Annotated in this window: 24 protein-coding genes; all 24 read right to left on the bottom strand. The window is 54.2% G+C overall.

The window, feature by feature from the left end:
• Window positions 1-216 precede the first annotated feature (216 nt).
• Entirely contained in the window at window positions 217-1,416 is a 1,200-nt protein-coding gene (locus OZX62_RS05275) for a hypothetical protein (RefSeq protein WP_277176964.1), read from the bottom strand.
• A 44-nt stretch (window positions 1,417-1,460) separates the two neighbouring features.
• Complete coding sequence (locus OZX62_RS05280; protein WP_277176965.1) at window positions 1,461-2,069, bottom strand: hypothetical protein; 609 nt, start codon at window positions 2,067-2,069, stop codon at window positions 1,461-1,463.
• 193 nt (window positions 2,070-2,262) lie between these two features.
• Window positions 2,263-2,643 (bottom strand): hypothetical protein, encoded by a 381-nt coding sequence (locus tag OZX62_RS05285; RefSeq protein WP_277176966.1) that lies wholly within the window; start codon window positions 2,641-2,643, stop codon window positions 2,263-2,265.
• A gap of 152 nt (window positions 2,644-2,795) precedes the next feature.
• Window positions 2,796-3,416: a MerR family transcriptional regulator gene (locus OZX62_RS05290; RefSeq protein WP_277177040.1), complete on the bottom strand. Its 621-nt coding sequence runs from the start codon at window positions 3,414-3,416 to the stop codon at window positions 2,796-2,798.
• A 102-nt stretch (window positions 3,417-3,518) separates the two neighbouring features.
• Window positions 3,519-3,959 carry an FHA domain-containing protein gene (locus OZX62_RS05295; protein WP_277176967.1) on the bottom strand — a complete coding sequence of 147 codons (441 nt, stop codon included), beginning with the start codon at window positions 3,957-3,959 and terminating at the stop codon, window positions 3,519-3,521.
• Window positions 3,960-3,963: 4 nt separating this feature from the next.
• Window positions 3,964-4,779 (bottom strand): DUF881 domain-containing protein, encoded by an 816-nt coding sequence (locus tag OZX62_RS05300; RefSeq protein ID WP_277176968.1) that lies wholly within the window; start codon window positions 4,777-4,779, stop codon window positions 3,964-3,966.
• 6 nt (window positions 4,780-4,785) lie between these two features.
• Entirely contained in the window at window positions 4,786-5,118 is a 333-nt protein-coding gene (locus OZX62_RS05305) for a small basic family protein (protein ID WP_277159368.1), read from the bottom strand.
• Window positions 5,118-6,095, bottom strand: a complete 978-nt coding sequence (locus tag OZX62_RS05310; RefSeq protein WP_277176969.1) for a DUF881 domain-containing protein — start codon at window positions 6,093-6,095, stop codon at window positions 5,118-5,120. The genes OZX62_RS05305 and OZX62_RS05310 overlap by 1 nt, the downstream gene beginning before the upstream one ends.
• Window positions 6,092-6,703: a CDP-alcohol phosphatidyltransferase family protein gene (locus OZX62_RS05315; RefSeq protein WP_277176970.1), complete on the bottom strand. Its 612-nt coding sequence runs from the start codon at window positions 6,701-6,703 to the stop codon at window positions 6,092-6,094. The genes OZX62_RS05310 and OZX62_RS05315 overlap by 4 nt, the downstream gene beginning before the upstream one ends.
• 10 nt (window positions 6,704-6,713) lie before the next feature.
• On the bottom strand, window positions 6,714-7,565 hold the full coding sequence (gene hisG / locus OZX62_RS05320; RefSeq protein ID WP_277176971.1) for an ATP phosphoribosyltransferase: 852 nt from the start codon (window positions 7,563-7,565) through the stop codon (window positions 6,714-6,716).
• A 66-nt stretch (window positions 7,566-7,631) separates the two neighbouring features.
• On the bottom strand, window positions 7,632-7,895 hold the full coding sequence (locus tag OZX62_RS05325) for a phosphoribosyl-ATP diphosphatase (protein WP_277159280.1): 264 nt from the start codon (window positions 7,893-7,895) through the stop codon (window positions 7,632-7,634).
• 54 nt (window positions 7,896-7,949) lie between these two features.
• Entirely contained in the window at window positions 7,950-8,615 is a 666-nt protein-coding gene (rpe, locus tag OZX62_RS05330) for a ribulose-phosphate 3-epimerase (protein WP_277176972.1), read from the bottom strand.
• Window positions 8,616-8,751: 136 nt separating this feature from the next.
• Complete coding sequence (gene lgt / locus OZX62_RS05335) at window positions 8,752-9,750, bottom strand: prolipoprotein diacylglyceryl transferase (RefSeq protein WP_277176973.1); 999 nt, start codon at window positions 9,748-9,750, stop codon at window positions 8,752-8,754.
• A gap of 216 nt (window positions 9,751-9,966) precedes the next feature.
• A complete protein-coding gene (hisI, locus tag OZX62_RS05340; RefSeq protein ID WP_277176974.1) occupies window positions 9,967-10,389 on the bottom strand; it encodes a phosphoribosyl-AMP cyclohydrolase in 423 nt (140 codons plus the stop codon).
• A 115-nt stretch (window positions 10,390-10,504) separates the two neighbouring features.
• Window positions 10,505-11,293, bottom strand: a complete 789-nt coding sequence (gene hisF, locus OZX62_RS05345) for an imidazole glycerol phosphate synthase subunit HisF (protein ID WP_277176975.1) — start codon at window positions 11,291-11,293, stop codon at window positions 10,505-10,507.
• 183 nt (window positions 11,294-11,476) lie between these two features.
• The gene (gene rlmN, locus OZX62_RS05350; RefSeq protein WP_277176976.1) at window positions 11,477-12,700 is read right to left on the bottom strand and encodes a 23S rRNA (adenine(2503)-C(2))-methyltransferase RlmN; all 1,224 of its coding nucleotides are present in this window, start codon (window positions 12,698-12,700) and stop codon (window positions 11,477-11,479) included.
• Window positions 12,701-12,799: 99 nt separating this feature from the next.
• Window positions 12,800-13,786, bottom strand: coding sequence for a phosphatidate cytidylyltransferase (locus OZX62_RS05355; RefSeq protein ID WP_277175221.1), 987 nt, complete (start codon window positions 13,784-13,786; stop codon window positions 12,800-12,802).
• 87 nt (window positions 13,787-13,873) lie between these two features.
• The gene (gene frr / locus OZX62_RS05360) at window positions 13,874-14,428 is read right to left on the bottom strand and encodes a ribosome recycling factor (RefSeq protein ID WP_277175222.1); all 555 of its coding nucleotides are present in this window, start codon (window positions 14,426-14,428) and stop codon (window positions 13,874-13,876) included.
• Window positions 14,429-14,533: 105 nt separating this feature from the next.
• Window positions 14,534-15,283 carry a UMP kinase gene (pyrH, locus tag OZX62_RS05365; RefSeq protein WP_277159288.1) on the bottom strand — a complete coding sequence of 250 codons (750 nt, stop codon included), beginning with the start codon at window positions 15,281-15,283 and terminating at the stop codon, window positions 14,534-14,536.
• 284 nt (window positions 15,284-15,567) lie between these two features.
• Window positions 15,568-16,419, bottom strand: a complete 852-nt coding sequence (gene tsf / locus OZX62_RS05370; protein WP_277175223.1) for a translation elongation factor Ts — start codon at window positions 16,417-16,419, stop codon at window positions 15,568-15,570.
• A 95-nt stretch (window positions 16,420-16,514) separates the two neighbouring features.
• The gene (gene rpsB / locus OZX62_RS05375) at window positions 16,515-17,372 is read right to left on the bottom strand and encodes a 30S ribosomal protein S2 (RefSeq protein WP_277159290.1); all 858 of its coding nucleotides are present in this window, start codon (window positions 17,370-17,372) and stop codon (window positions 16,515-16,517) included.
• 458 nt (window positions 17,373-17,830) lie between these two features.
• Window positions 17,831-18,754 carry a DUF1177 domain-containing protein gene (locus OZX62_RS05380; RefSeq protein ID WP_277175224.1) on the bottom strand — a complete coding sequence of 308 codons (924 nt, stop codon included), beginning with the start codon at window positions 18,752-18,754 and terminating at the stop codon, window positions 17,831-17,833.
• Window positions 18,755-18,786: 32 nt separating this feature from the next.
• Window positions 18,787-20,355 (bottom strand): hydantoinase/oxoprolinase family protein, encoded by a 1,569-nt coding sequence (locus OZX62_RS05385; RefSeq protein ID WP_277175225.1) that lies wholly within the window; start codon window positions 20,353-20,355, stop codon window positions 18,787-18,789.
• A gap of 2 nt (window positions 20,356-20,357) precedes the next feature.
• Window positions 20,358-21,455: a DUF917 domain-containing protein gene (locus OZX62_RS05390; protein WP_277175226.1), complete on the bottom strand. Its 1,098-nt coding sequence runs from the start codon at window positions 21,453-21,455 to the stop codon at window positions 20,358-20,360.
• Between the last annotated feature and the right edge of the window lie 46 nt (window positions 21,456-21,501).

Below are 21,501 nucleotides of genomic sequence, written 5' to 3' on the forward strand. Positions count from 1 at the left end.
ACGTGACGACCGATCTCACTTGCTACGCCAGGAATCTAATTAACTTTCTCTGTGGCAATATTCAAAGCTGTTTACCTACCCGCTCGCGGTCGCCACGTTAATACAAAGTTTTGCGTCTTACATAACGTAACGCGCTCCTACCATGTTGACAGACTTGGAATATGGCCGCAATAACCGGTCATAGAGTTATTCAGAAATTGTATTCAATTGAAACTATCAATTGAATACAATGCCGGCAATCTGTTTTAGATTCGCTTCGGTAGGAATAGCCTCTCTATATACCCACATAAATTGTCCCTGATCGTCGCCATTGGAAGTTAGATCCAGACCAAGCTGCTTCTTTCCTCCCAAAGTTACTTCAAGATTTACTGGTTGTTTACCCGACAACTGTGTGGTTATCGAAATAGAATGACTGGTAGTATCATTGCTCACTTTAATTGGATTTTTGTAGCCGTTTTTCTTCATCCAAGCAACCACATAATTACTCAACACGTCAGCTTGATTATTGTCAACGGCATTCCCGATATTGCGACAATGCGTATCTTCAACAATGGTGTCAACCTGCAGACCAGTGTCATTATGCTTATTGAGTTGTTTAAGCTGTTTGTTCACAAGAATTTTCTTTACGTGAGCTGCAGTAGGTATCCAATGAGCGAAATGAGAGTAATACGTATATGTGGTTGTGAACATACCATATACCAATTTCGGAACATCATTTCGTGGAAGAAAACCACCGATATTGATGGACAAATCAGGATTCTTCGAATCGTGAGTATTTGCTGCTTCTATCTCCACACAGGTGTTGGTGCCGGCTCCTCCAGGACAAGTTTGACTGTCAACACCTTCCTGATCGTATCCGCCGGTGTTTTTCATCCAATCAGTTATATATTTGGCCACGGCATCGGGGTTATTGACTACCGCGTCTTTGAATGTTGGCTGCCCGACTTTTTGTGCAACCTCTTCGATGCTTAATCCACCCGACTTCTCCAATTCATCGGTGGTTTGGCTCGCTGGTTTAGCAGTATTAGAAGTTTGGGACTCATTTTTATGTTGGGAAGTAGACGAAGGATTAGCGTCGCTCCCCTTGATATTATTAGCAAAGTAAATAGTGCCGAATATGACCGCGAGAACGGCAATGATAGCAACGACGATTAAGACTATTTTTTTGCCGTGTCCAGGTCTCTCCCCTAAGCTTGGAGCCTTTGCTTTTGTTTGCTGGGTGTTGAGTTGTTCTTCTCTGGCCTTATCGGCAGAGCCTGCTGGGCGTGCAGAAGTATCAGGAATAGTCTTTGTACTTCCTTCAGAAGTAACTGGTCTAGGAGGCAATGAGAGTGACGGTACCTGATAGTTGTTACGTGTATTTCGGCTTTCAGAGTTTTCAGAGCTTTGTTCATTCGGTATGGTTTTCTTCTCCATTTTATCTCTCTTCCTGTGTTCTTATAATCTCAACTTCTGAAACTCTAGTTAGTAAACATCTGATCAATAATTTTTTGTGATTCAATCCCCGTTGGAATGTTAGTGTTTGCGTTACAGATAAATTTGTCGATTTTATCTTCTGATCCATAATAAAATAGGGTGATAGAAATCCCGTTCTTCGGAATGATGATTAGCATGCTTCCATTATGTTTACCGGTTGAAACGTTAACGTTTATATCAATTACGTCTTCACCTTTCAGAACGTCTTTGCCGTTGGTGACAACACTCGCCTCACCGGAATAGCCATTTTTATGCAACCAATTGATGACTAATGCACCTACCGCCGTACGATCAGGGGTACCGCCTAAGTCTCTGATGTCCGATTGAAGTTTCTTTTGATCCAAGCCACCGTTGAACTTTATTCTGAAATTGTTCAGTTTTTTGAATGAAAGTGCCTTAGTCACGTAATCAGCTTTAGGTATTATGTCTGAAACACGCAGATATTGTTGCGATTCAGCATTAGAATAATATGCTAATTGCACTTTATCATTAGGAAAACCGGTGATATCGAATGAAGGCTTAACAGGTTGTCCCTCTTTCAGCTTGTTTGGATTACCCTGCTGAGATTTATTGGAGGTAGCAACATTTTTCATAAAATTCTCTCTTCTTTGAAAAGAATAAATTTCATTTATAACGGAATTAAATTATCAAAGAAGAGAGACATAATGAGGATTACTGTATGTTGATATACGCGAAAATGTGATTTAATTTAGGCAGAATGATGAGCGGTTTTACACGGTTTATGGAAAAAGAAATGAAAAACCATATGATCTTCCCAACACTGAATTATGAAATCATGTTGTGATGCCGTTTGGAAAGGACCTCGTCGATGATGCTGCGCTGGGCTTGCTTGGCTTGCAGATACATCAGGACCAGTTCGGCGACGAAGAAGATGCCCAAGACGACGGCGGACGGGATGCCAAGCATGGCGTAGACATGCCGAATGGTGCCGTGGATTTGGGCCTTTAACAGCTTGTAGACGCCGTACGGCGCGCAGCATAGAAACATCGAGACGATCTGCATGATGACGACCGACCACTGCACGGTTTCTACCTTGCGATGGTCGTCTTTTTTACGCAGGGCTCCGTTGACAAGGCACATCGCACAGATTCCCAACGCCCATAGCAAAGCGAAAAGCCAAAGAAATCCTGGAAGTATTGCGGCCATATGTTCAAACCTTTTGTGCTGATTGTACTGACAACTGTTATGTTGAATCTAAAATGCTGTTGTACTGATGAATGAAACAGTTACCAGTGGATGAGCAATAATATAATCGACAATTTCGTGAACAACCAACGAAATAAATGGCGACATCAATGTCAATGTTGCATCGCTCTTTCAAGATGTTGGTTTTCGAGCTTTTGACGCATGCGTTCGGCGGCGATGTCGTCAATGGGCGAAACAGGCAACGCGGAAACGGAGGAATCACCGGGCGTGATGTCGACGTGTTTTTCCTGCTCAAGCTGGGCCTCGACCTGATGCCACAACTTCCCCACAGAGACTCCGAAAACCGCAGTGCCTTCGTCAATCAGCTTCAGCACCTCGTCGCCGTTCTCGCATTCCTTGACATCCTGGCCGTCACAGATGATGGTCATATGTTCAAGCTCAGCGGTGCGATGACGAGAAAGAAAACCGATGGCAGAGGTGACGTTCTGCAGATTGACGCCAATGTCCAGCAGCTTCTTTGACACGGCAAGAATCAGGACATCCTTGAACGAATACAGCCTTCTGGAACCTGAGCCGTGTGAAGTAGCAATGGAAGGGACCAAGATTCGTTTACTGGCCCAGTAATCAAGCTGGCGGTAGGTGATACCAGCAACCTTGGAAGCCACCGTTCCGCGGTATCCCCGGGTATCCGCCTCATCGCTCGATTCGGAGAACAACTCCCCCTGCACCAGGTCGGCAGAGTTTCCGCCTTTGGCTTTCGAAGTTTTGCCCAGAGAAGAAGAACGAGAGGGCGCCCTGGCAATCGTTGTTACTTTATTACCGGTTTTCAAGACGTTCTCCTTTCTTCTGGCAAATTCAAGCTCAGCGGAAAACTCTCACTGAGCAACCACAGCAGATGGCGAGAAGAACACCAAGCGGAACTTCCCGATCATAATCTCGTCACCGTTGTGCAGCGTCGCACGGTCGACACGTTGGCGGTTGACGTACGTTCCGTTGAGGCTCCCGGAGTCGTCGACCTCGAAGGTGTTGCCGCTACGGCGGAAGACCGCGTGCGCACGCGAAACCGTGGAATCGTCCAGAAGGATGTCGGCGTGCGGGTCGCGTCCGACGCTCACTTCATCCTCGTCGAGGAGATATCGGGAACCGGACACCGCTCCCCTGGTCGAAATCAGCAATGCCGAACCCGGCGACAATTTGGTGATGGTGTCCAGATCATCCTGGGTCAGAGGACGGTCGCCCGTAGAGGTGACCGGAATATTGACAGCGGGCATGCCGATGATGGTCGTTTCGCCCGCACTTGGAATCGGATTAGTCATGTCTTCATTCTACCGTTTTTGCATACTGATATTGCCCGACGTCGCGTGTCTCGCTGATATCTACACTTTCGCTTGGGGTGACGGTGACATCGGCGCCGAATTTCACTTTGAATCTCGAGCCCACTCCCCCGGCGATATTGACGGCGTTCTGTAGGTTCTGCGGGTCGCCGATGGCTTTGACCTTGTACGGGGTCTTCAATGCCTCTCCGTCGCATTCCAGACCTTTTTTGGTGTCCGAAATGTAGGTCGAAGTCACCACACGCACGTTGTCAAGCGCCATGACCTCGACACCGGCATTGCGCAGTTCCTCGAGCAGCTGGAACATCGTGGCGGCATCGATGCGTTCCTTGCTGCCTTGAGAGATCGTTATGATGACGCCTTTGCCTTCGGCGGGCAGACGGCCGGAGAGGATACCGCTGGTGTCCTCGTTCTCCTTGGCAATGCGCTGAGCCTCCTGCTGCTTGTTTGCGGAAGCTTTCAACGAGTTGAGCTGGCCGGTGAGCTCGGTTTTGCGTTGCTGCAGGTTCTGGACTTGGGTGCTGGTCTCGCTGATGAGCCTGGTCAGTTCTTCCTCGCTCATCGTCTCGTAGCTGGAGGTTTTGTTGTTGAGCTGGATGGCGTAGCCGAAACCCAGCAGCGCACACAGAAGGACGATTAACAGGCTGGTCATCAGTCTGGTGACGATGCCGCCGCCTATTTGTCGTATAGGTTTTTTGCGCACGATCGGGAACGAGCCGGTGTCGGTACGGTCATTTTCCCGGTCTTGGGCATGCTGAATATGCATGCTGTTGAGGATGTTTCGTTTCTTGATACCTGCCATCGTCGATCAGCCCTTGAAAATGAAGCGACGGATGGCGGAGACGTTGGAGAATATTCGTATGCCGAGCACGACGATGACGGCGGTCTGCAGCTGGGAGCCGACGCCGAGCTGGTTGCCGAGCAGTACGAGCAGCGTTGCGGTCAAAACGTTGGAAATGAAGGAAATGACGAATACCTTGTCGGAGAAGGAACGTTCGAAATAGGCCCTTGCGGCACCCAAAAGCGCATCGAGAGCCGCAACGACCATAATCGGCAGATACGGTTGCAGGACTATAGGGATATCCGGCTTCACGAAGATGCCGATGATGACCCCGACAATCAGACCGAGCACTGCTGCCATCATTTGCTCCTTTTTGCTTCGGTTACGTTGGTGGTTTCCGCCGCCGGCAGTTTCAATGAATAGGATCGCGATATCTGAGGATTGATACCGGCCGCGTTAAGCGTACGGTACAGGTCAGGCTGCGATTTGCTGTTCATTGCCTCTGACAGGTCTTTTGCATCACCTATCGCTTCTATCTTATAGGGACTCGTTACCTGATTCACCCCTATGAGAATCGTTTGGCCTGCGGTTCGCACCGATGTCGAGACACCGATACGGTATCCGTTGATGGCAATCGCCTCGGCACCCGCTTTCCAAAGCAGATTGACGATGCCCTGAAGGTCCGCATCAGTGACCACACGGATATGGCTCGTGCTGTTTTCCCTGGGTGTGGCACCGTTGGCCGCTCCGGAAGCCACTGGATCGGCCAAAGTAAAGACGATTCCAGGACCTTTGACAGCCAGTGTACCGTTTACCATTTCGTCTTGGCTCAGTGTGGAATCCGGGCCGGCATTGGGCATGGAATCCGCCTGTTTGACGACTTTGGCATGCAGGTCCGTGACCTCGGTGGTGATTTTCTTGAGGCTCGCGTTCTGCTGTTCCAGCTCCGAAATAAGGCTTGCGCGTACCTGCTTTCGCGGGTCGGTATTGAGCTGACGGACGAAAACGCTGCCGACGAAACCCACCGCGATGCAGATGATGAAGACGATGATGCGGGTGAACCAGATAGAAAATGCCGAGCGTGGTTTCTGCTGGGTCAGCCTGGCATCGGAAAACAGCGGATCGAGCGGTCGGTTGGTCAGATCGTCGATGAGCCGAAGGCTGTCATCGTCGACTTTGCGTCGGTGCCGGGAAGAAAGCGCGGCCGTATCATCTGCGTCGACGACATGCCAAGAGCCAACATTTTGGACGGCTTTGGAGAACACCGCGCGGCGTTTGCTCGGCTGTTCGTCGATTTCAACGGGAAATGAAGCGGGTGCTCGTTCCGGTTTTGTCATTTATTGCCTGAATCGTGACGAACCAGTGTAATACCTTGACGGATATAGATATATCCCGCCAACCAATAAAGAACAATACCCCAGATGCCAGCGGCCAGAGCGGCCAAATGGATGATCTGCGTAAACGTATTGTTCCATAAATCCGCGAAAATCAGCGCGGCGATGGAGATCATCAGCAACGCGGTGCCGGCTTTGCCGACGAAATGCACCGGCAGAGGCCCGTAGTCATGCTGGGCAAGGACAACAATCAGTATCAGCAGTATCAGGTCGCGAAGCCCCACGATGAACAACATCCACCACGGAATGATACCGGCCCAGCCGAGAGCCAGGATGCTGCAGAATATCAGCAGCCTGTCGGCCACCGGGTCGAGAATCTGACCGATTTTGCTGACCTGGTTCCACTTGCGGGCGATGATTCCGTCCAAACCGTCACTGGCCGCCGAAACCGCGAGCACGATGAGTGCTGCGACCATCTTATGCTGTGCCGTAAGCCATGAGATGAAGGGTATCGAGACGATGCGCAGAATACTGATGAGATTCGGCACAGTGAAGTAGATATCACGCGCGTCCGGACTGTAACGGTTGTTGGAATTGATTGGAAGTTTCATAAAAACGGGTTCAGATTCTTGAAGCTTGCAAAGCGGTGACGATGATGGCTCGTGCGCCGACGTCGTAGAGTTGGTCCATCGTCTGATTCACCTTCTCGCGTTCCACCATGGCGCGGACAGCGCACCATTGCTGGTCGTGAAGCGGTGAGATGGTGGGGCTTTCCAGCCCCGGGGTGAGGGCTGCGGCAGCGCCGACCTTGCTGACGGGCACATCATAGTCCATCATCACATATCGTCGGGCGGTCAGCACGCCTTCAAGACGTCGCTTGAAGATCTGCAGCTGCTTGTCGTGCTCAGAGACATGGGGGGAACGGATGAGAATGGCTTCCGAATGTAGAATCGGGTCGCCGAAGATACGCAAACCTGCGTTGCGCAGCGTGGTACCGGTGGAGACGACATCGGCGATGAGATCGGCGACACCGAGCTGAACGGAGGACTCGACGGCACCATCAAGGTGGGTGATGTCGGCATGCAGGCCATGCTCGGTCAAATAATCCCGAACGAGCTTGTCGAACGAGCTGGCGATGCGCTTGCCATCAACGTCTTCGAGCTTGGTGATGGACGAATCCTTGGGGGCAGCGAAACGGAAGGTCGACGCTCCGAAACCAAGCGGAAGATCTTCGGTGGCTTCGGTGTCGGTGTTGAGCAGCATATCGCGACCCGTAATACCGATATCGATGGCGCCTTGGCCTACGTAAATGGCGATATCAAGAGGACGGAGGTAGAAAAGCTCGACCTGGTTGTCTTCGTCCTGGACCACCAATTGACGTGGTTGGGTGCGCAGTTGGTATCCGGCTTCCTTCAGCAGGCTCCACGCGGGTTCAGAAAGCATGCCCTTGTTGGGTACCGCGATTCTCAGCATTCCTTTCCTCCTTCACTGCTCTTTCTCATTGCTGATCCGATGCGTCAAACGTCATCGGTTACGTTTCTACAGGTTCTTATACAGGTCTTCGAGACTGATACCGTGCTTGATCATCATTACCTGAATATGGTAGATGAGCTGGCTCATTTCCTCGGCGGTGCGGTCCGCGCCTTCGTATTCGGCGGCGATCCAAGTCTCACCCGCCTCTTCATTGATCTTCTTGCCAATGAAATGCGTACCCTTATCGAGCTCGTCGACCGTTTTGGAACCCACCGGACGGGTTTCGGCCTTTTCACTGAGTTCTTTGAACAGTGATTCGAATGTCTTCATCGTTTTCTCTCCATTGTTTTCCGCACTCTGTAGTGTGACGGCGTAAGTAATATGTCAGGCCTGATACGCGGCTTCCGCCTTGGCACGAATGTCGTCGATCGCCTTGGCACGGTCATCTGCCCCGTAGACGGCAGAACCCGCGACAAGCACATCGGCACCAGCCTTGGCCACGATGTCGGCCGTCTTGGGACTCACGCCGCCGTCGACCTGGATATGTGTGTTGAGGCCACGACGGGTGATTTCGTCGCGCAGGCGGCGAACCTTGGCCATCTGATTGTCGAGGAACTTCTGGCCACCGAATCCGGGCTCGACTGTCATGATCAGAATCATGTCGAACTCTTCGAGGATATCGAAAATCGGCTCGACCGGTTCCGCGGGACGCACAGCGAAGCACGCTTTGCAGCCCATTTCATGCAGCTGGCGCGCCAGACGCACCGGGGCGTGAACGGCACCCATATGGAAGCTCACTGACGAGGCTCCGAGCTTCGCGTATTCAGGAGCCCAGCGATCGGGATCGTCAATCATCAGATGCACGTCGACAGGCAGATCGGTCACCTCGCAGATGCGCTTGACTACAGGTTCGCCGAGGGTGAGATTCGGCACGAAATGATGGTCCATCACATCAACGTGAACCAAATCGGCATGGTCGATGGCTTTGAGGTCACGTTCAAGATTGCAGAAATCCGCGGAAAGAATGCTTGGTGCGATTTGAATGGTCATAATTGTATATCCTATGCTGTGCGAACGACTTGAAAACGGCTTGTAACAAAGCCTGAGAGAATTTTAGCCGTGTTTTTAGACATCAAAATTTTAGATGTCCTAATATCGCTTTGTATTATCGAAGGCTTTCTTGGGGCTACTGCTTTTCGGCTTTGTTCTTGGCTTTTTCGGCATCGGCCTCAGCCTGTTCCTCGACTTCCGTCAAGGTGCGCAGACGCTCGGAAAGGCTTATGGTGGAACTTCCGAGCTTTTGCACGACGACGAACGCCACCACACCCAGTATGAAAACGATTATGGAGACCCAGACGTTGACGCGTACGCCGAGGATTTCATGTGCGAAATCGATGCGCAGCGCTTCGATCCAGGTGCGACCGGCGGTGTACCACATCACATAAACGGTGAACAGGCTTCCGGCCTTGAGTCGATTCATGGCCTTGTGGCCGATCCAGATGATGAGTGCCGCGCCGATGAGATTCCAGATCATTTCGTAGAGGAATGTTGGCTGAAAAAGGGTTCCGGTCGGGCAGGTCTCGCCGTCGTAGCACTGTTCGCCGTGGCCGATGGCGGAGCCGGTCATGTTGAGTTTCAACCCCCACGGAAGGGTTGTCGGGGCGCCGTAAAGTTCCTGATTGAACCAGTTGCCAAGTCTTCCCACTGCCTGGGCCACCAAGAGCCCCGGAGCCACGGCATCGGCAAGCAGAGCCATCGGATAATGCTTATGACGGCACCAGGCCCAGGCGGCCAGCGCACCGAAGAGCACGCCGCCCCAAATGCCGAGGCCGCCGTTCCAGATGCGCAGTATCTCCATCGGATTGCCGTTCGGACCGAAAAAGCGTTCCGGCGTGGTCACCACGTGGTACAGACGTGCGCCGATGATGCCGGCAGGTACCGCGCACAACGCGATGTCAAGTATCTGGTCGAAGTTGCCGCCGAGTTTCTTCCAGCGTTTCTCGGTGATCCAAACGGCGAAAACGATGCCGAGAAGAATGCACAGCGCGTAAAAGCGAATCGGAATCGGACCGATTGACCAGTTGCCGATTTTGAGCTGCGGAATGACGATCTTCGAAATACTCGGAGATGGGATATAAGCCAAGCTGCGTCCTGCAAACACGTTCGATGTCAATCCTTGTATCATGGCCCCTCAAAGCAACTTTTGCCGATATTGTCTCTGCTGGCCATCATACCCGAGGCCATAACCGCTTTGATTGACTGATTTTGGTGTTTAATCAAAACGAAAGCGGAAACTCTAAGATGGGTTGAGGCGGGAAATCATACCGATAAAGTTCATACCTTGTGACTGTATGACATTGGGGGAAACAGGTTTCCGGCTTGCCGATGGGATTGAGCCGATTCAGCGGCAGACATCGTAGACCGCGTCTTCAGGTTTGCGCTGACCGACCACCACAGGAATTTCCCCGCCTTCATCGAAACAGGAACGTGCACCGGTATGGCAGGCCGCACCGACCTGGTCGACTTCGACCAGCAACGCGTCGCCGTCGCAGTCGAATGACAGGCTTTTGACATACTGCACGTGGCCTGAGGTGTCGCCTTTTCTCCAATATTCCTGACGGGAACGCGACCAGAACGAGACCCGGCCGGTGGTCAACGTGCGGCGCAACGCCTCGTCGTTCATATAACCGACCATCAGCACCTGTTTGGAGTCATATTGCTGGATGACCGCTGCCACGAGCCCTTTGTCGTCGCGCTTCAGCCGCGCCGCGAGACGGGGATCCAATGTGTTGCTGTTGTCATAATTGATATCGTGGTTGTTCAATTTTCCTTCAGTCTTCCTTGGTTTCTCTCGGTGTTTCAAGCTACGCCCGCGCTCCTTTGGACGGGTTTCGAGCGTAACCGTTTACTTGTTCAATTATGTTATGTTTCAGCGGGTCTCAACGGACCATCGCCGGCTCGCGCACCGTGATGCCGTGTTCTTTCATCGTCTGTTTGACTTGGGCGATGGTCATCTTGCCGTAGTGGAACACCGAGGCCGCGAGCACCGCATCCGCACCGGCTTCGACAGCAGGCGGAAAATCTTCGAGTTTGCCCGCGCCGCCGCTGGCGATCAACGGAATGTTGACCACCTTGCGCATGGCCTTGAGCATTTCTATGTCGAAGCCATCTCCGGTACCGTCGGCGTCCATCGAATTGAGCAGGATTTCGCCGACGCCGAGTTCCTGGGCCCGTTGCGCCCACCACAGGGCGTCGATGCCGGTGGAATGTCGGCCACCCATCGTGGTGACCTCGAAGCCGGACTTGGTGTGCTGCTCCCCTTTTTCGCGCCGGGCATCCACGGAAAGCACCAATACCTGATTGCCGAAACGCTCGGCAACTTGGCTGATGAGCTCGGGGTTGTTGATCGCTGCCGTGTTGACGCTGACCTTGTCGGCGCCGCTGCGCAGCAGGGCATCCACGTCGCCGACGGTACGTACTCCCCCACCGACGGTCAGCGGAATGAAAATCTGTCCGGCCGTTCGGGTGACCACATCCATCATGGTCTGCCGATGGCTGCTGGAAGCGGTGACGTCAAGGAAAGTGAGCTCATCTGCACCTTCGTCATAATAACGCGCGGCAAGCTCCACCGGGTCGCCGGCATCGCGCAGATTCTCGAAATGAACGCCTTTGACCACGCGTCCGTCGTCCACATCCAGGCATGGAATCACTCGTACCGCCAATGACATAAAGCCACTCCTACTCAACCGTCAAATACCTGACTCAAGACTAATTCATCATCCGGAATTGAGAACGTGCCATCTCAAAACGACAATTTATTGATGGCAATCACAGACACATCCAATGGGCAGTTGTTGGCGATTTTCGGATAGGCAAAATCCGGGTTGCTTCTAAAATTTGTTGTGCATAACCTACGCCCGGATATTTTTAGCGGCAAGCTGGCCGCAGGCGCCGTCGATATCGGAGCCACGGGTATCACGCAAGGTCGCGGTGATACCGGCACTGTGCAGAATATCAAGGAAACGCTCTTCGTCCTCGGGTTTCGAGGCGGTCCACTTCGAGCCTTCGATAGGATTGAGCGGAATCGGGTTGACATGCACCCAGTTGTCCCCGTAATGGTTGAGGCGATGGGCCAGTTGGCGCGCATGTTCGGCCTGGTCGTTGATACCGCGCATAAGTGCATATTCGATGCTGACACGGCGATGACTGGCCAGGTAATAATCGTGGGCGGCATCGAGTACCTGCTCCGAGTTGAAACGCCGGTTCATCGGCACCAGTTCGTTGCGAAGCGTGTCGTTCGGCGCGTGCAAGGAGACGGCGAGGCGTACAGGAATGCCTTCATTCGTCAGTTTCTTGATGCCAGGGACCACACCGACAGTGGAGACGGTGATGTTGCGGGCTGAAATACCAAACCCAACAGGGGGCATGGCGCTGATCTGACGTATGGCGGAAAGTACGGATTTATAGTTACCCATGGGCTCACCCTCTCCCATGAACACCACGTTGCTCAAGCGTCGGGGGCCTCCGGCGACTTTGCCATCCGCCATCGCTTTGGCTGCGACGCGAACCTGCTCGAGGATTTCTGCGGTGGAAAGATTACGGGTCAGCCCCAGCTGACCGGTGGCGCAGAACGGGCAGCCCATGCCGCAACCGACCTGGCTGGAGATGCAGAGCGTGGCACGGTTCGGATAGCGCATGAGCACCGATTCGATATGCGAACCGTCGAAAAGCTCCCACAAGGTTTTGATGGTGGTGCCGTTGTCGGCGACCTGATGAGTGACTTCGGTAATCAACGTTGGGAAGAACGCCTGTTGCGCCGCCTCACGTTTGGCCGCCGGAAAATCGGTAAACGTGGAGACGTCGTTGTTGAAATGTTCGAAATAATGGTTGCCTAGCTGCTTGACCCTGAATTTCGGCATACCGAGTTCTTTGGCCGTCTCGATGCGCTGCTCCTCGGTCATGTCGGCAAAATGCAGCGGCGGCTTGCCACGACGTGCATGGTTTTTGGCCAGCACATCACGGAACGCTCCCGACTCTCCCCCGGCAGTTACGCCGGACTCGACAGATTCAGCGGCGCTAGCAGAAGTATCTGCCGATTGTGAAAGTCCTGAATCGTCTTTTTCAACATCATTCATATTTATCATCATTCAATAATTGGATACATTATCAGTATCCACGAATTGGAACGGTTACTTATAGAAGTAATCCGCAAGAAATTTAAAGCCGGCCGAAACCTACATGCCTGTCGCCCAAAGCAGCACGGTGAAGAACGGCGCACACAGCAGAATCGAATCGACGCGGTCAATGACTCCGCCGTGGCCCTTGAGCAGGTGGCCCATATCCTTCAATCCCATGTCTCGCTTGAGCATCGAGGCGCAAAGGTCACCGAACGTACCGATGACACCGACCATCACTCCGGTGAGAATCGGTACCCACCAGCGCGTCGCCCAGAGGCTTGGATAAGTAATCGCGAAAATCACGAAGGCACCGACCATGGCGAAAAGAATGGAACCGCAAAGCCCCTCGACGGATTTCTTGGGCGAAATGCGCGGAGAGAGCTTGTGTTTGCCAAAGAACGCACCGAAGAACAGCCCGCCTGTATCCGATAAAGCCGGAAGGAAAATCAGCATGATGGCATGAGCCACTGGATGACCGTTGAAGGTCTCCGGCAGGATAATGCAGGATGCCAGTACAAGAATATATAAAACAAGGAACACCGAAACCGCGACGTTATCGATGCTGCTTTCGCTGGTTTTGCTGTTGGCTGCCGAGGAATCTGAAGTTTTTTCAACGTCCTGCGCTGCAGCAAGTTTGCCTTCGATGGCTCCAGCAAGCCGTTTGCCCACGTTATGACGGACGTTGGCCGCAATGGTGACGGCGACTGCGGAAATCGCAATGCCTACGCCGGCAGCCAACACATGATTCGGAACATAATATACAGAAAGGAGCGTTCCTGCGCAGCACAGCCACAGCACAATCAACGGAATATAAAGATGAACCGTGGCGAAGGAGACATGGAGTTCGCGCAGCGCAAGGACCAGAAAAACAGCAATCAGCAGGATGTAGAGATCGATCTTGATGAGCAAGCAAGCGACGATGAGGGCAATGAGGAACACGGCGGTGGCAACGGCCTGAGGCATGTTGCGCCCTGTCTTCTTGTTGATGTCGTTGAGCGCGGAACTCATTTCGTCGCCCGTCTCATGCCGTTGTTTGTCGCTCATTGCCCTTTTCTCTTTCATGTCTGCCCGATAAGATCTCTTACGTGCCTTCAAGACTTGATAAAGCCTGAAAACCCGCAGAATACCGAATCAGACCTCCATGATTTCCTTTTCCTTGGCGTCAAGGAGCTGATCGATGGTCTCGGTAGTGTCTTTGGTGACCTTGTCAAGATCCTTCTGCAGGCGGTCGCCCTGATCTTCGCCCATGTCGCCATCCTTGACGGACTTGTCGATGGCTTCCTTGGCCTTGCGGCGGATGTTGCGTACTGCGACCTTGCCGTCTTCGGCCTTGCCCTTGGCAAGCTTGACGTATTCCTTACGGCGGTCCTCGGTCAGTTCCGGCATGGTCAGGTGGATGACGTTGCCGTCACGGCGGGTGCTGCCGCCAAGATCGGAATCACGGATGGCCTTCTCGACGGCATTGGCCTGGGAACCGTCGAACGGGGTGATGGAAAGGGTGCGCGGTTCGGGCACACCGATGGAGGCGACGTTCTTGATTGGCGTCGGAGCGCCGTAATAGTCGACAAGCAGGCCGTTCAGCAGTGCCGGGTTCGCGCGGCCGGTGCGGATGCCGGAGAAGTTCTCCTTGGTGGCTTCCACGGACTTCTTCATCTGTTCCTTGGCTTGTTCTACAGGATTTGCCATTGTTTTCTCCTTTTGTGACTCTTGGTGCGAGTCTCGGTTTTTACGTTTGCGGTTGTATTAATTACTGATTGATTGAAAGGACCAGAAAGTATAATGCTCAGTTAATCATTGAGCGAGTTCGGATTCAAGGTTCGAGACGAGCGTACCGATGGGTTCGCCGACCAAAGCCTTGGTGACATTGCCGGCCTCTTCCAAGCCGAATACGCGGATGTGCTGGTCGTTTTCACGGGCCATGGAAAGCGCCGCGGCGTCCATGACGGCGAGGTTGTCGACCAACGCACGCTGGTAGCTCAAGGTCTTGAAACGCTTGGCATTCGAATCCTTGCGCGGGTCGGCCGTGTAGATGCCATCGACGCCGTTCTTGCCCATGAGCACGGCATCGCAGTGGATTTCGAGCGAACGTTGGATGGAGACGGTGTCGGTGGAGAAGTATGGCATACCGGCGCCGGCACCGAAAATGACCACTCGTCCCTTTTCGAGGTGGCGAATGGCCTTCAACGGAATATACGGCTCGGCGACCTGGCCCATGGTGATGGCGGTCTGCACGCGGGTGGCCTGTCCTTCCTGCTCGAGGAAGTCCTGCAGGGCAAGGCAGTTCATCACGGTGCCGAGCATGCCCATATAATCGCCGCGGCTGCGTTCGATGCCGGCCTGCTGGAGCTCGGCGCCGCGGAAGAAGTTGCCGCCGCCGACGACGATCGCCACCTCAACGCCCTGCTCCACGGCCTGGTGGATTTCCTGGGCGATACGGCGAATCACCGCAGTATCGATGCCGATATGGCCGCCCCCGAAAGCCTCACCTGAAAGTTTCAGCAGCACTCGTCGGGCTGTATCATCCTTACCATCTTTAGTCATCAGCGGCCTCTCTATCCTTAAATGGCGGCATATTACTGACTAATAGGTTATCTGTTCACAACGACAGCGACGTTGCCCAAGTCATCGCTTATGAATTGGTTTCAAACGCCGTTTCAGTCTTCATTGACATATTGGGTTGCAAGTTGTCGGATTATACAAATATTGACTATCGAATCCGTTTGTCCTGTAGGAATGGACATTGGTATAGAAAAATGTTGGCCAATATCCAAAAACGATACCGACCAACATTTTTATCGAATCAGAAAGCTATGAAAAGCTAAGAATCACTTCTCTTCGCCCTTGCCGACCTCGATGCGAGCGAAAGCGAGCAGCTCACCGCCGGCCTGCTTGAAGAGATCGCCGACGGACTTGGAGGTGTCCTTGACGTATTCCTGCTCGAGCAAGACATTCTCCTTGTAGAAGGCGTTCATACGGCCTTCCACGATCTTGGGGATGATCTTCTCGGGCTTGCCTTCGGCCTGGGATTTCTCGGTGGCCACGCGACGCTCGGACTCAACGATATCGGCCGGAACGTCCTCGCGCTTGAGCCAACGAGCACCCATAGCGGAAATCTGCAGGGCGGCCTCGTGAGCAACAGATGCGCCCTTTTCGTCGGTGGCGACGATGGCTACGATGCTCGGCGGCATCTCGGCGGACTTCTTGTGCGCGTAGATCTCGACCTTCGGGCCTTCGACCTTGGCCACCTGGCCGACCTTGACATGCTCACCGAAGAGTGCCGCGGCTTCTTCCACGGTCTCCTTGACGGTACCGTCGTCGGACTTGGCCGCGAGCACCTCGTCGGCGTTGCTTGCGCCGGCCTTGATGGCGTCATCGAGCACACCGTCGGCGAAGGCGACGAACTTCGGGGTCTTCGCCACGAAGTCGGTCTCGGAATTGAGCTCGACGGCATAGCCGGCCTGGCCGCCCTCGGTGTCGACCACGCGGGAGGCGATGGTGCCTTCCTGGGCGGTGCGGCCCTCGCGCTTGCCTGCGGCCTGAATGCCCTTGGCGCGGATGATTTCCTTGGCGCGTGCCACGTCGCCTTCGGCCTCGGTGAGCGCCTTCTTGACGTCCATCATGCCGGCGCCGGTGTCTTCACGGACCTGCTTGATCAAAGCTGCTGTAATTGCTGCCATGTATATCTCCTTGAAAAATATTAATTGCTAATCAATGCACCAAAGGCGGCGCGGAAGCCAGAAGTTTCCGACACCGCCTTTTGCAAGTAATGCTCTCAGGCCTTGGCCTCTTCGACCTTGGTTTCCTCAACCTTGGCTTCTGCGGGGCTGGTCTCGGCGGTAGCCGTTGCATTATCAGCGGGCTTCTCGTTGTCCTTGAGCAAGTCCTTCTCCCAAGCGGCCATCGGCTGCTCGGACTTGTCTTCGGTCTTTTCGGCCTTGCCGCTGCGCTCGAGCAGGCCGTCGGCGACGGCGTCTGCCATGAGGCTGGTTAAGAGCTCGATGCCGCGGATGGCGTCATCGTTGGCCGGAATCGGATAGTCCACGAGGTCGGGATCGGTGTTGGTGTCGACGATGGCGACGACCGGGATGCTCAGCTTGTGGGCTTCCTCAACGGCCAGCGCCTCCTTGTTGATGTCGACGACGAACATGGCCGAAGGCGTGCGGGTCATGTTGCGGATGCCGCCAAGCTGCTTCTCGAGCTTGTTCTTCTCGCGCTGCAGGAGCAGGAGCTCCTTCTTGGTGAGGCCGGAGCCGTGGACGTCGGTGAAGTCCATCTCTTCCAGTTCCTTCAGACGCGCGACGCGCTTGGAGACGGTCTGGAAGTTGGTGAGCATACCGCCGAGCCAACGCTCGGAAACATACGGCATGTTGACGCGGGTGGCCTGGGTGGCGATGGCTTCCTGGGCCTGCTTCTTCGTGCCGACAAAGAGAACGGTGCCGTTGTGGGCCACGGTCTGCTTGATGAAATCGTAGGCCTTGTCGATCAGATCGAGCGACTTGAAGAGATTGATGATGTGGATGCCGTTGCGTTCCATCAGGATGTACTGCTTCATCTTGGGGTTCCAGCGACGGGTCTGATGGCCGAAGTGCAGTCCTGCCTTCAGCATTTCGCTCATAGTGATCTGAGCCATGATAATGCTACCTTTCAGTCGGTTATTGCCTGGCCATGCGGGCCTGCGTGCAACGGTTCCGCTTCAAAAGCGAATCCGTCGACCGACACAGTCCGTCACGTGCATAGCGCGAATTCGTATGTTTGATTGACAATATTCGTTGGATTCCTCGGCAACGTGACCGCTTTGGAATCCGTTTAAACATACGTACTATAAAATACCACGAACAGCGTATAACCGTTCAACCGCAAGCCGCCAGCGAACGGTGCCGGTGGGTTGAGACGAAACTCGAAGAAATCAGGAATGTGAAATTCCAATCAAATATAAACAATGCTCATTAAAGAGGCAACCGACAAGACTGAAACAGAAACAAAAATATGGACGCAAGAAAATCATTTCTCACGCCCATATCCATCGCAGTTCTTCATCGTGAGAGGCTGATGACGGCGAAAGCGGTATCAGCCTCAATATCAATTCGATTATTTCCTGAATCTGCTGAAATCACCATACAGGTCAACGAGGTGACGATATTCATCCTCGTCGTAGAACCGGCAAGACCCGTCGGTATAGGATTTCGCGACTTCGACCGCGAATCGTGCAGCCTGCTCGACATCCTCACCGTGTGTGGCTCCCGTGGCACAACCCGCTACAATCTGCTCGACGGCGATGGCGACGCCGATGACCGGGGCCGTTGTGGCGATTGCCGGTTGAAGGATGCTGTTGAGGTGATAGAGGTCATTGCCGTACGGGGTGATGTCCTGCTGGCTCAAGGCGAAGACCTCCGGCATCTTGCCGGTGACCTGCGTCATCAGGTCCATGATGTCATCAGAAACGGGCAAAATTGCTCCGTCCTTGACAGTCGGCGAAATGGCGATGCCGTTGACGTTGATGACCCTGTTGCCTTTGGTGGTATCGATGGAGAGTATGGCATCCATACGTTCGTCGACTTCCATACGGTTCATAGTGGCCATGTTAATCGGGGAATTCATGAACGGCACCGGATCGTGCTCGATGGTAGGCGCATCAGGGCAAACGTGGGTGGCCACGATGACGTCGCCTTCAAGCACATCGCCGTTGCGGTGCATTTCGGCGAGCTTCAGTGCGACCGTCAACGCGGCAAGCGCACCGTCACCGTCGGAAACGGCACCGATGAGCTTGGGACGCGCGCCGACTCCGCCTAAACGGCCGACGACACCGAGTGTCGGCGCGTCGCCACCTTTGCTTTTACCGCGTGAACCGGGGATGACGACCTTGAGGCAATCGGTGGTCTTCTCCCCCTCGCCCACGACCTTGACGGTAACGTCGTCGGCTCCGCGGCTGTGCAAGAACCCGGCGACCTCATCACCGTTGGCATCAGGCTTGTCGAGCAGATCGTAGACTTCCAGCATCTGGCGCAATAGCATGATCTTCTCCTTGGTTTATCGTTTCAGCATTTTCAGCGTGCAGAACCGGTGCGCAGATCACCTGCGGCCTTGATGCGCACGCGGCTTGTCTTACCGGGATAATATGCCAGCGGCACATCTTCGGAATCGATGATTTCGACGGTGGATTCGTCGGCACCGGCAGCCACGGCCAATGCTATGGCCTCCTTGCGGGCGTTCTCAAGAGCCTGGTCGCGGCCAGTCTTCTCGTAGTCGACCAGCTTTTCGAAGGTTCCGGAAACCTTGGAAATCGCCGAGCCGATGGCGTTGGCGCAACCCGCGAATTCGGGGCAGGTCACCGACTTGGTGCCGGCAAGATCCTGCGGAAAAATCACAGAACCGCCGCCCACGAGGATGACATCGATCGGATCACTGGAAATCTTCATGGCATCGATGGAGTCTTCGACCATTTCGCGCATGGCGGCCAACGCTTTGTCGGCGGTTTCCTTGCTGATGGATTCGGTGAGCTTCGGGTCTCCGATTTCGGCCATACCCAAACGGTCGGCGATATCGGTGGCGGTCATGACGTCACCGCCGAAGCACAAAGCCTTTTCGGTGATCTGATAGCCGACGGACTGCGGGCCGACCGTGACACTGCCGTCCTCGTGCTCAGTGACGATGGAGCCGCCGCCAAGGCCGATGGAGATGACATCGGGCATACGGAAGTTGGTACGCACTCCGCCGATATCGACGGCAACACCGGACTCACGTGGGAAGCCGTGCGAGAGCACACCGAAATCAGTGGTCGTGCCACCGACGTCGATGACGATGGCGTCGTCGCGACGGGTCAGGTAGCTCGCGCCTCGAATGGAGTTGGTGGGGCCGCAGGCAATGGTGAGAATCGGGTAACGACGTGCGTTCTCGATGGTCATCAGGGTGCCGTCATTCTGCGAAAGGTAGACATCGGCGTTGACGATGCCCTTTTGCTTGAGGCTATGTGCAAAACCTTCGGTGAAGCGCTGTGCGACCTGGTTCAAGGCCGCGTTGAGGATTGTCGCGTTCTCGCGCTCGACAAGACCCATGGAACCGATTTCGCTGGAAAGCGAGATCGGGAAGTCCTCCCCCAGAATCTCGTGAGCGATGGCCGCGGCACGTACCTCATCATCGTTGCGCATCGTGGAGAATACACAGGAAATCGCCAAGGCGTCGACCTTGCCCTTGATTTTGTTGAGGAAGGCCCTGCAGGCATCCTCGTCGAATTGTGCAAGGCGCTTGCCGTTGAACTCAAAGCCTCCGCCGATGATCGTCCAATCCACGCACACGGCGCGAATCGAATCGTCCCAGTCGACCATTGGAGGAATCCCCTCTGTTGCTGGGGCTCCGATACGCAGGATGGCCACAGGTGAAAGCCCCTTGCGCTGCACGATGGCATTGGTGCACTGGGTGGTGCCGAGCATGGCCTGATCAATAAGGCCGGCATCGACCTTGGACTCATCGAGCACGGCATCCACCGAGTTGAGAATGCCTTCGTAAACATCCTCGCTGGTATGTCTCTTGACGGCAGCGAGCACCTTCATGTTCTCATCGATAACCACCGCATCGGTATTGGTTCCGCCGACGTCGATTCCTAACTTGTAATGCATAATCACTTTCCTTTGCGTTGTGAACGTTCTTCTACCGGGATGTAGTCAGTGTCGAGACCGAAGTATCGTGGGCCGACCAGCTTGAGACCTTCTTCGGTGCGCCACTGCGGAGCGCAGGGCAGGCCCGCGACCAACACGCGCTTGCCGTATTTCACGGCCTCGTTCGGCACTGGTGTGTAGGTATCGTGGTCGACCAAGCAGATCAGATCGGGAGCGGTGGCGACGATGTCCCCATCGACCTCGCATTTGAGGTTCTCGTTCTGATAGGTCACGGAGGCCTCATGTCCCTTGTCCGAACCGATGCCGGCAAGCACCACCTTGCCGTAGTTGAAGGCGCCGCGCGTCTCACGAAGTACATCGGTGACCTTGCCGCTGAACAGCCTGACACCGTGGGTCAGATCGAGGAAGCGCTGTTCGATACCCTTGGAATCCTCGCCTTCCTTGATGGAACGGATGGAACGGCCCAATTCCTGCGACATGGTGACGATATTGGGCACGCACCAGTCACGGCACTTCTTGGCACTCATCGTATACTGGCAGGTCATGACCTGGCCGCCGACGGTGTTGGTGATGGAGCGGACGATGTCTTCAGTCCATTTGTTGGAGATGTTGTGCATCACACCGACGTTGCCCTTTTCGTCGCTATACGCCAATGGCGAGGACGAGACACCGCCGATGGTGAAGGTGACCATCTGCAATTCCGGGAATGCACGGCCCATGCCGTCTGCGTCGACGACGGGAAGGCCACGACGGGCACCCGCGACGATCGGCAGCATGGAGTTGACGCCACCGGCTTCGATGGGCATGGTCGCGTAGATCTTTTTGCCGGTCTCGCGTTCCATACGGTCGAAAAGACGATTGAAATCATCCTTGCCGCCGCCCTTTTCGGTCATCACCGTAGGAGCGCCGACCATGGCGCAAGGGGCGACGAATGCATCGTCAGGGATTTCCTCTGGTTCAATCAGAGTCACCGGGCCGCATTCCTTGACTGCCTGTATGGCGAGCAGACGACCGATATAAGGGTCGCCTCCACCGCCGGCACCAAGCAATGAGGCTCCCAAAGCGATATCGTTGATTTCATCAATACCGATGGTTCTCATTTATTTCCTGCCTTTCGAACATTTTCAAGATTCATTGTGCCTTCCT

Origin of the sequence: Bifidobacterium sp. ESL0690 (assembly GCF_029392315.1) — a bacterium.
Lineage (GTDB): Bacteria > Actinomycetota > Actinomycetes > Actinomycetales > Bifidobacteriaceae > Bifidobacterium.

Bases quoted from the DNA above. Each gene is read 5' to 3' on its own strand.
- hisG (WP_277176971.1), bottom strand. From the start codon at position 7,565: ATGCTGAGAATCGCGGTACCCAACAAGGGCATGCTTTCTGAACCCGCG.
- pyrH (WP_277159288.1), bottom strand. From the start codon at position 15,283: ATGACTAAAGATGGTAAGGATGATACAGCCCGACGAGTGCTGCTGAAA.
- OZX62_RS05295 (WP_277176967.1), bottom strand. From the start codon at position 3,959: ATGACTAATCCGATTCCAAGTGCGGGCGAAACGACCATCATCGGCATG.
- frr (WP_277175222.1), bottom strand. From the start codon at position 14,428: ATGGCAAATCCTGTAGAACAAGCCAAGGAACAGATGAAGAAGTCCGTG.
- OZX62_RS05380 (WP_277175224.1), bottom strand. From the start codon at position 18,754: ATGCTATTGCGCCAGATGCTGGAAGTCTACGATCTGCTCGACAAGCCT.
- OZX62_RS05310 (WP_277176969.1), bottom strand. From the start codon at position 6,095: ATGACAAAACCGGAACGAGCACCCGCTTCATTTCCCGTTGAAATCGAC.
- tsf (WP_277175223.1), bottom strand. From the start codon at position 16,419: ATGGCAGCAATTACAGCAGCTTTGATCAAGCAGGTCCGTGAAGACACC.
- rlmN (WP_277176976.1), bottom strand. From the start codon at position 12,700: ATGAATGATGTTGAAAAAGACGATTCAGGACTTTCACAATCGGCAGAT.
- OZX62_RS05390 (WP_277175226.1), bottom strand. From the start codon at position 21,455: ATGAGAACCATCGGTATTGATGAAATCAACGATATCGCTTTGGGAGCC.
- OZX62_RS05355 (WP_277175221.1), bottom strand. From the start codon at position 13,786: ATGAGCGACAAACAACGGCATGAGACGGGCGACGAAATGAGTTCCGCG.
- rpsB (WP_277159290.1), bottom strand. From the start codon at position 17,372: ATGGCTCAGATCACTATGAGCGAAATGCTGAAGGCAGGACTGCACTTC.
- OZX62_RS05325 (WP_277159280.1), bottom strand. From the start codon at position 7,895: ATGAAGACATTCGAATCACTGTTCAAAGAACTCAGTGAAAAGGCCGAA.
- rpe (WP_277176972.1), bottom strand. From the start codon at position 8,615: ATGACCATTCAAATCGCACCAAGCATTCTTTCCGCGGATTTCTGCAAT.
- OZX62_RS05300 (WP_277176968.1), bottom strand. From the start codon at position 4,779: ATGGCAGGTATCAAGAAACGAAACATCCTCAACAGCATGCATATTCAG.
- OZX62_RS05275 (WP_277176964.1), bottom strand. From the start codon at position 1,416: ATGGAGAAGAAAACCATACCGAATGAACAAAGCTCTGAAAACTCTGAA.
- lgt (WP_277176973.1), bottom strand. From the start codon at position 9,750: ATGATACAAGGATTGACATCGAACGTGTTTGCAGGACGCAGCTTGGCT.
- OZX62_RS05385 (WP_277175225.1), bottom strand. From the start codon at position 20,355: ATGCATTACAAGTTAGGAATCGACGTCGGCGGAACCAATACCGATGCG.
- OZX62_RS05285 (WP_277176966.1), bottom strand. From the start codon at position 2,643: ATGGCCGCAATACTTCCAGGATTTCTTTGGCTTTTCGCTTTGCTATGG.
- OZX62_RS05280 (WP_277176965.1), bottom strand. From the start codon at position 2,069: ATGAAAAATGTTGCTACCTCCAATAAATCTCAGCAGGGTAATCCAAAC.
- OZX62_RS05315 (WP_277176970.1), bottom strand. From the start codon at position 6,703: ATGAAACTTCCAATCAATTCCAACAACCGTTACAGTCCGGACGCGCGT.
- OZX62_RS05305 (WP_277159368.1), bottom strand. From the start codon at position 5,118: ATGGCAGCAGTGCTCGGTCTGATTGTCGGGGTCATCATCGGCATCTTC.
- hisF (WP_277176975.1), bottom strand. From the start codon at position 11,293: ATGTCATTGGCGGTACGAGTGATTCCATGCCTGGATGTGGACGACGGA.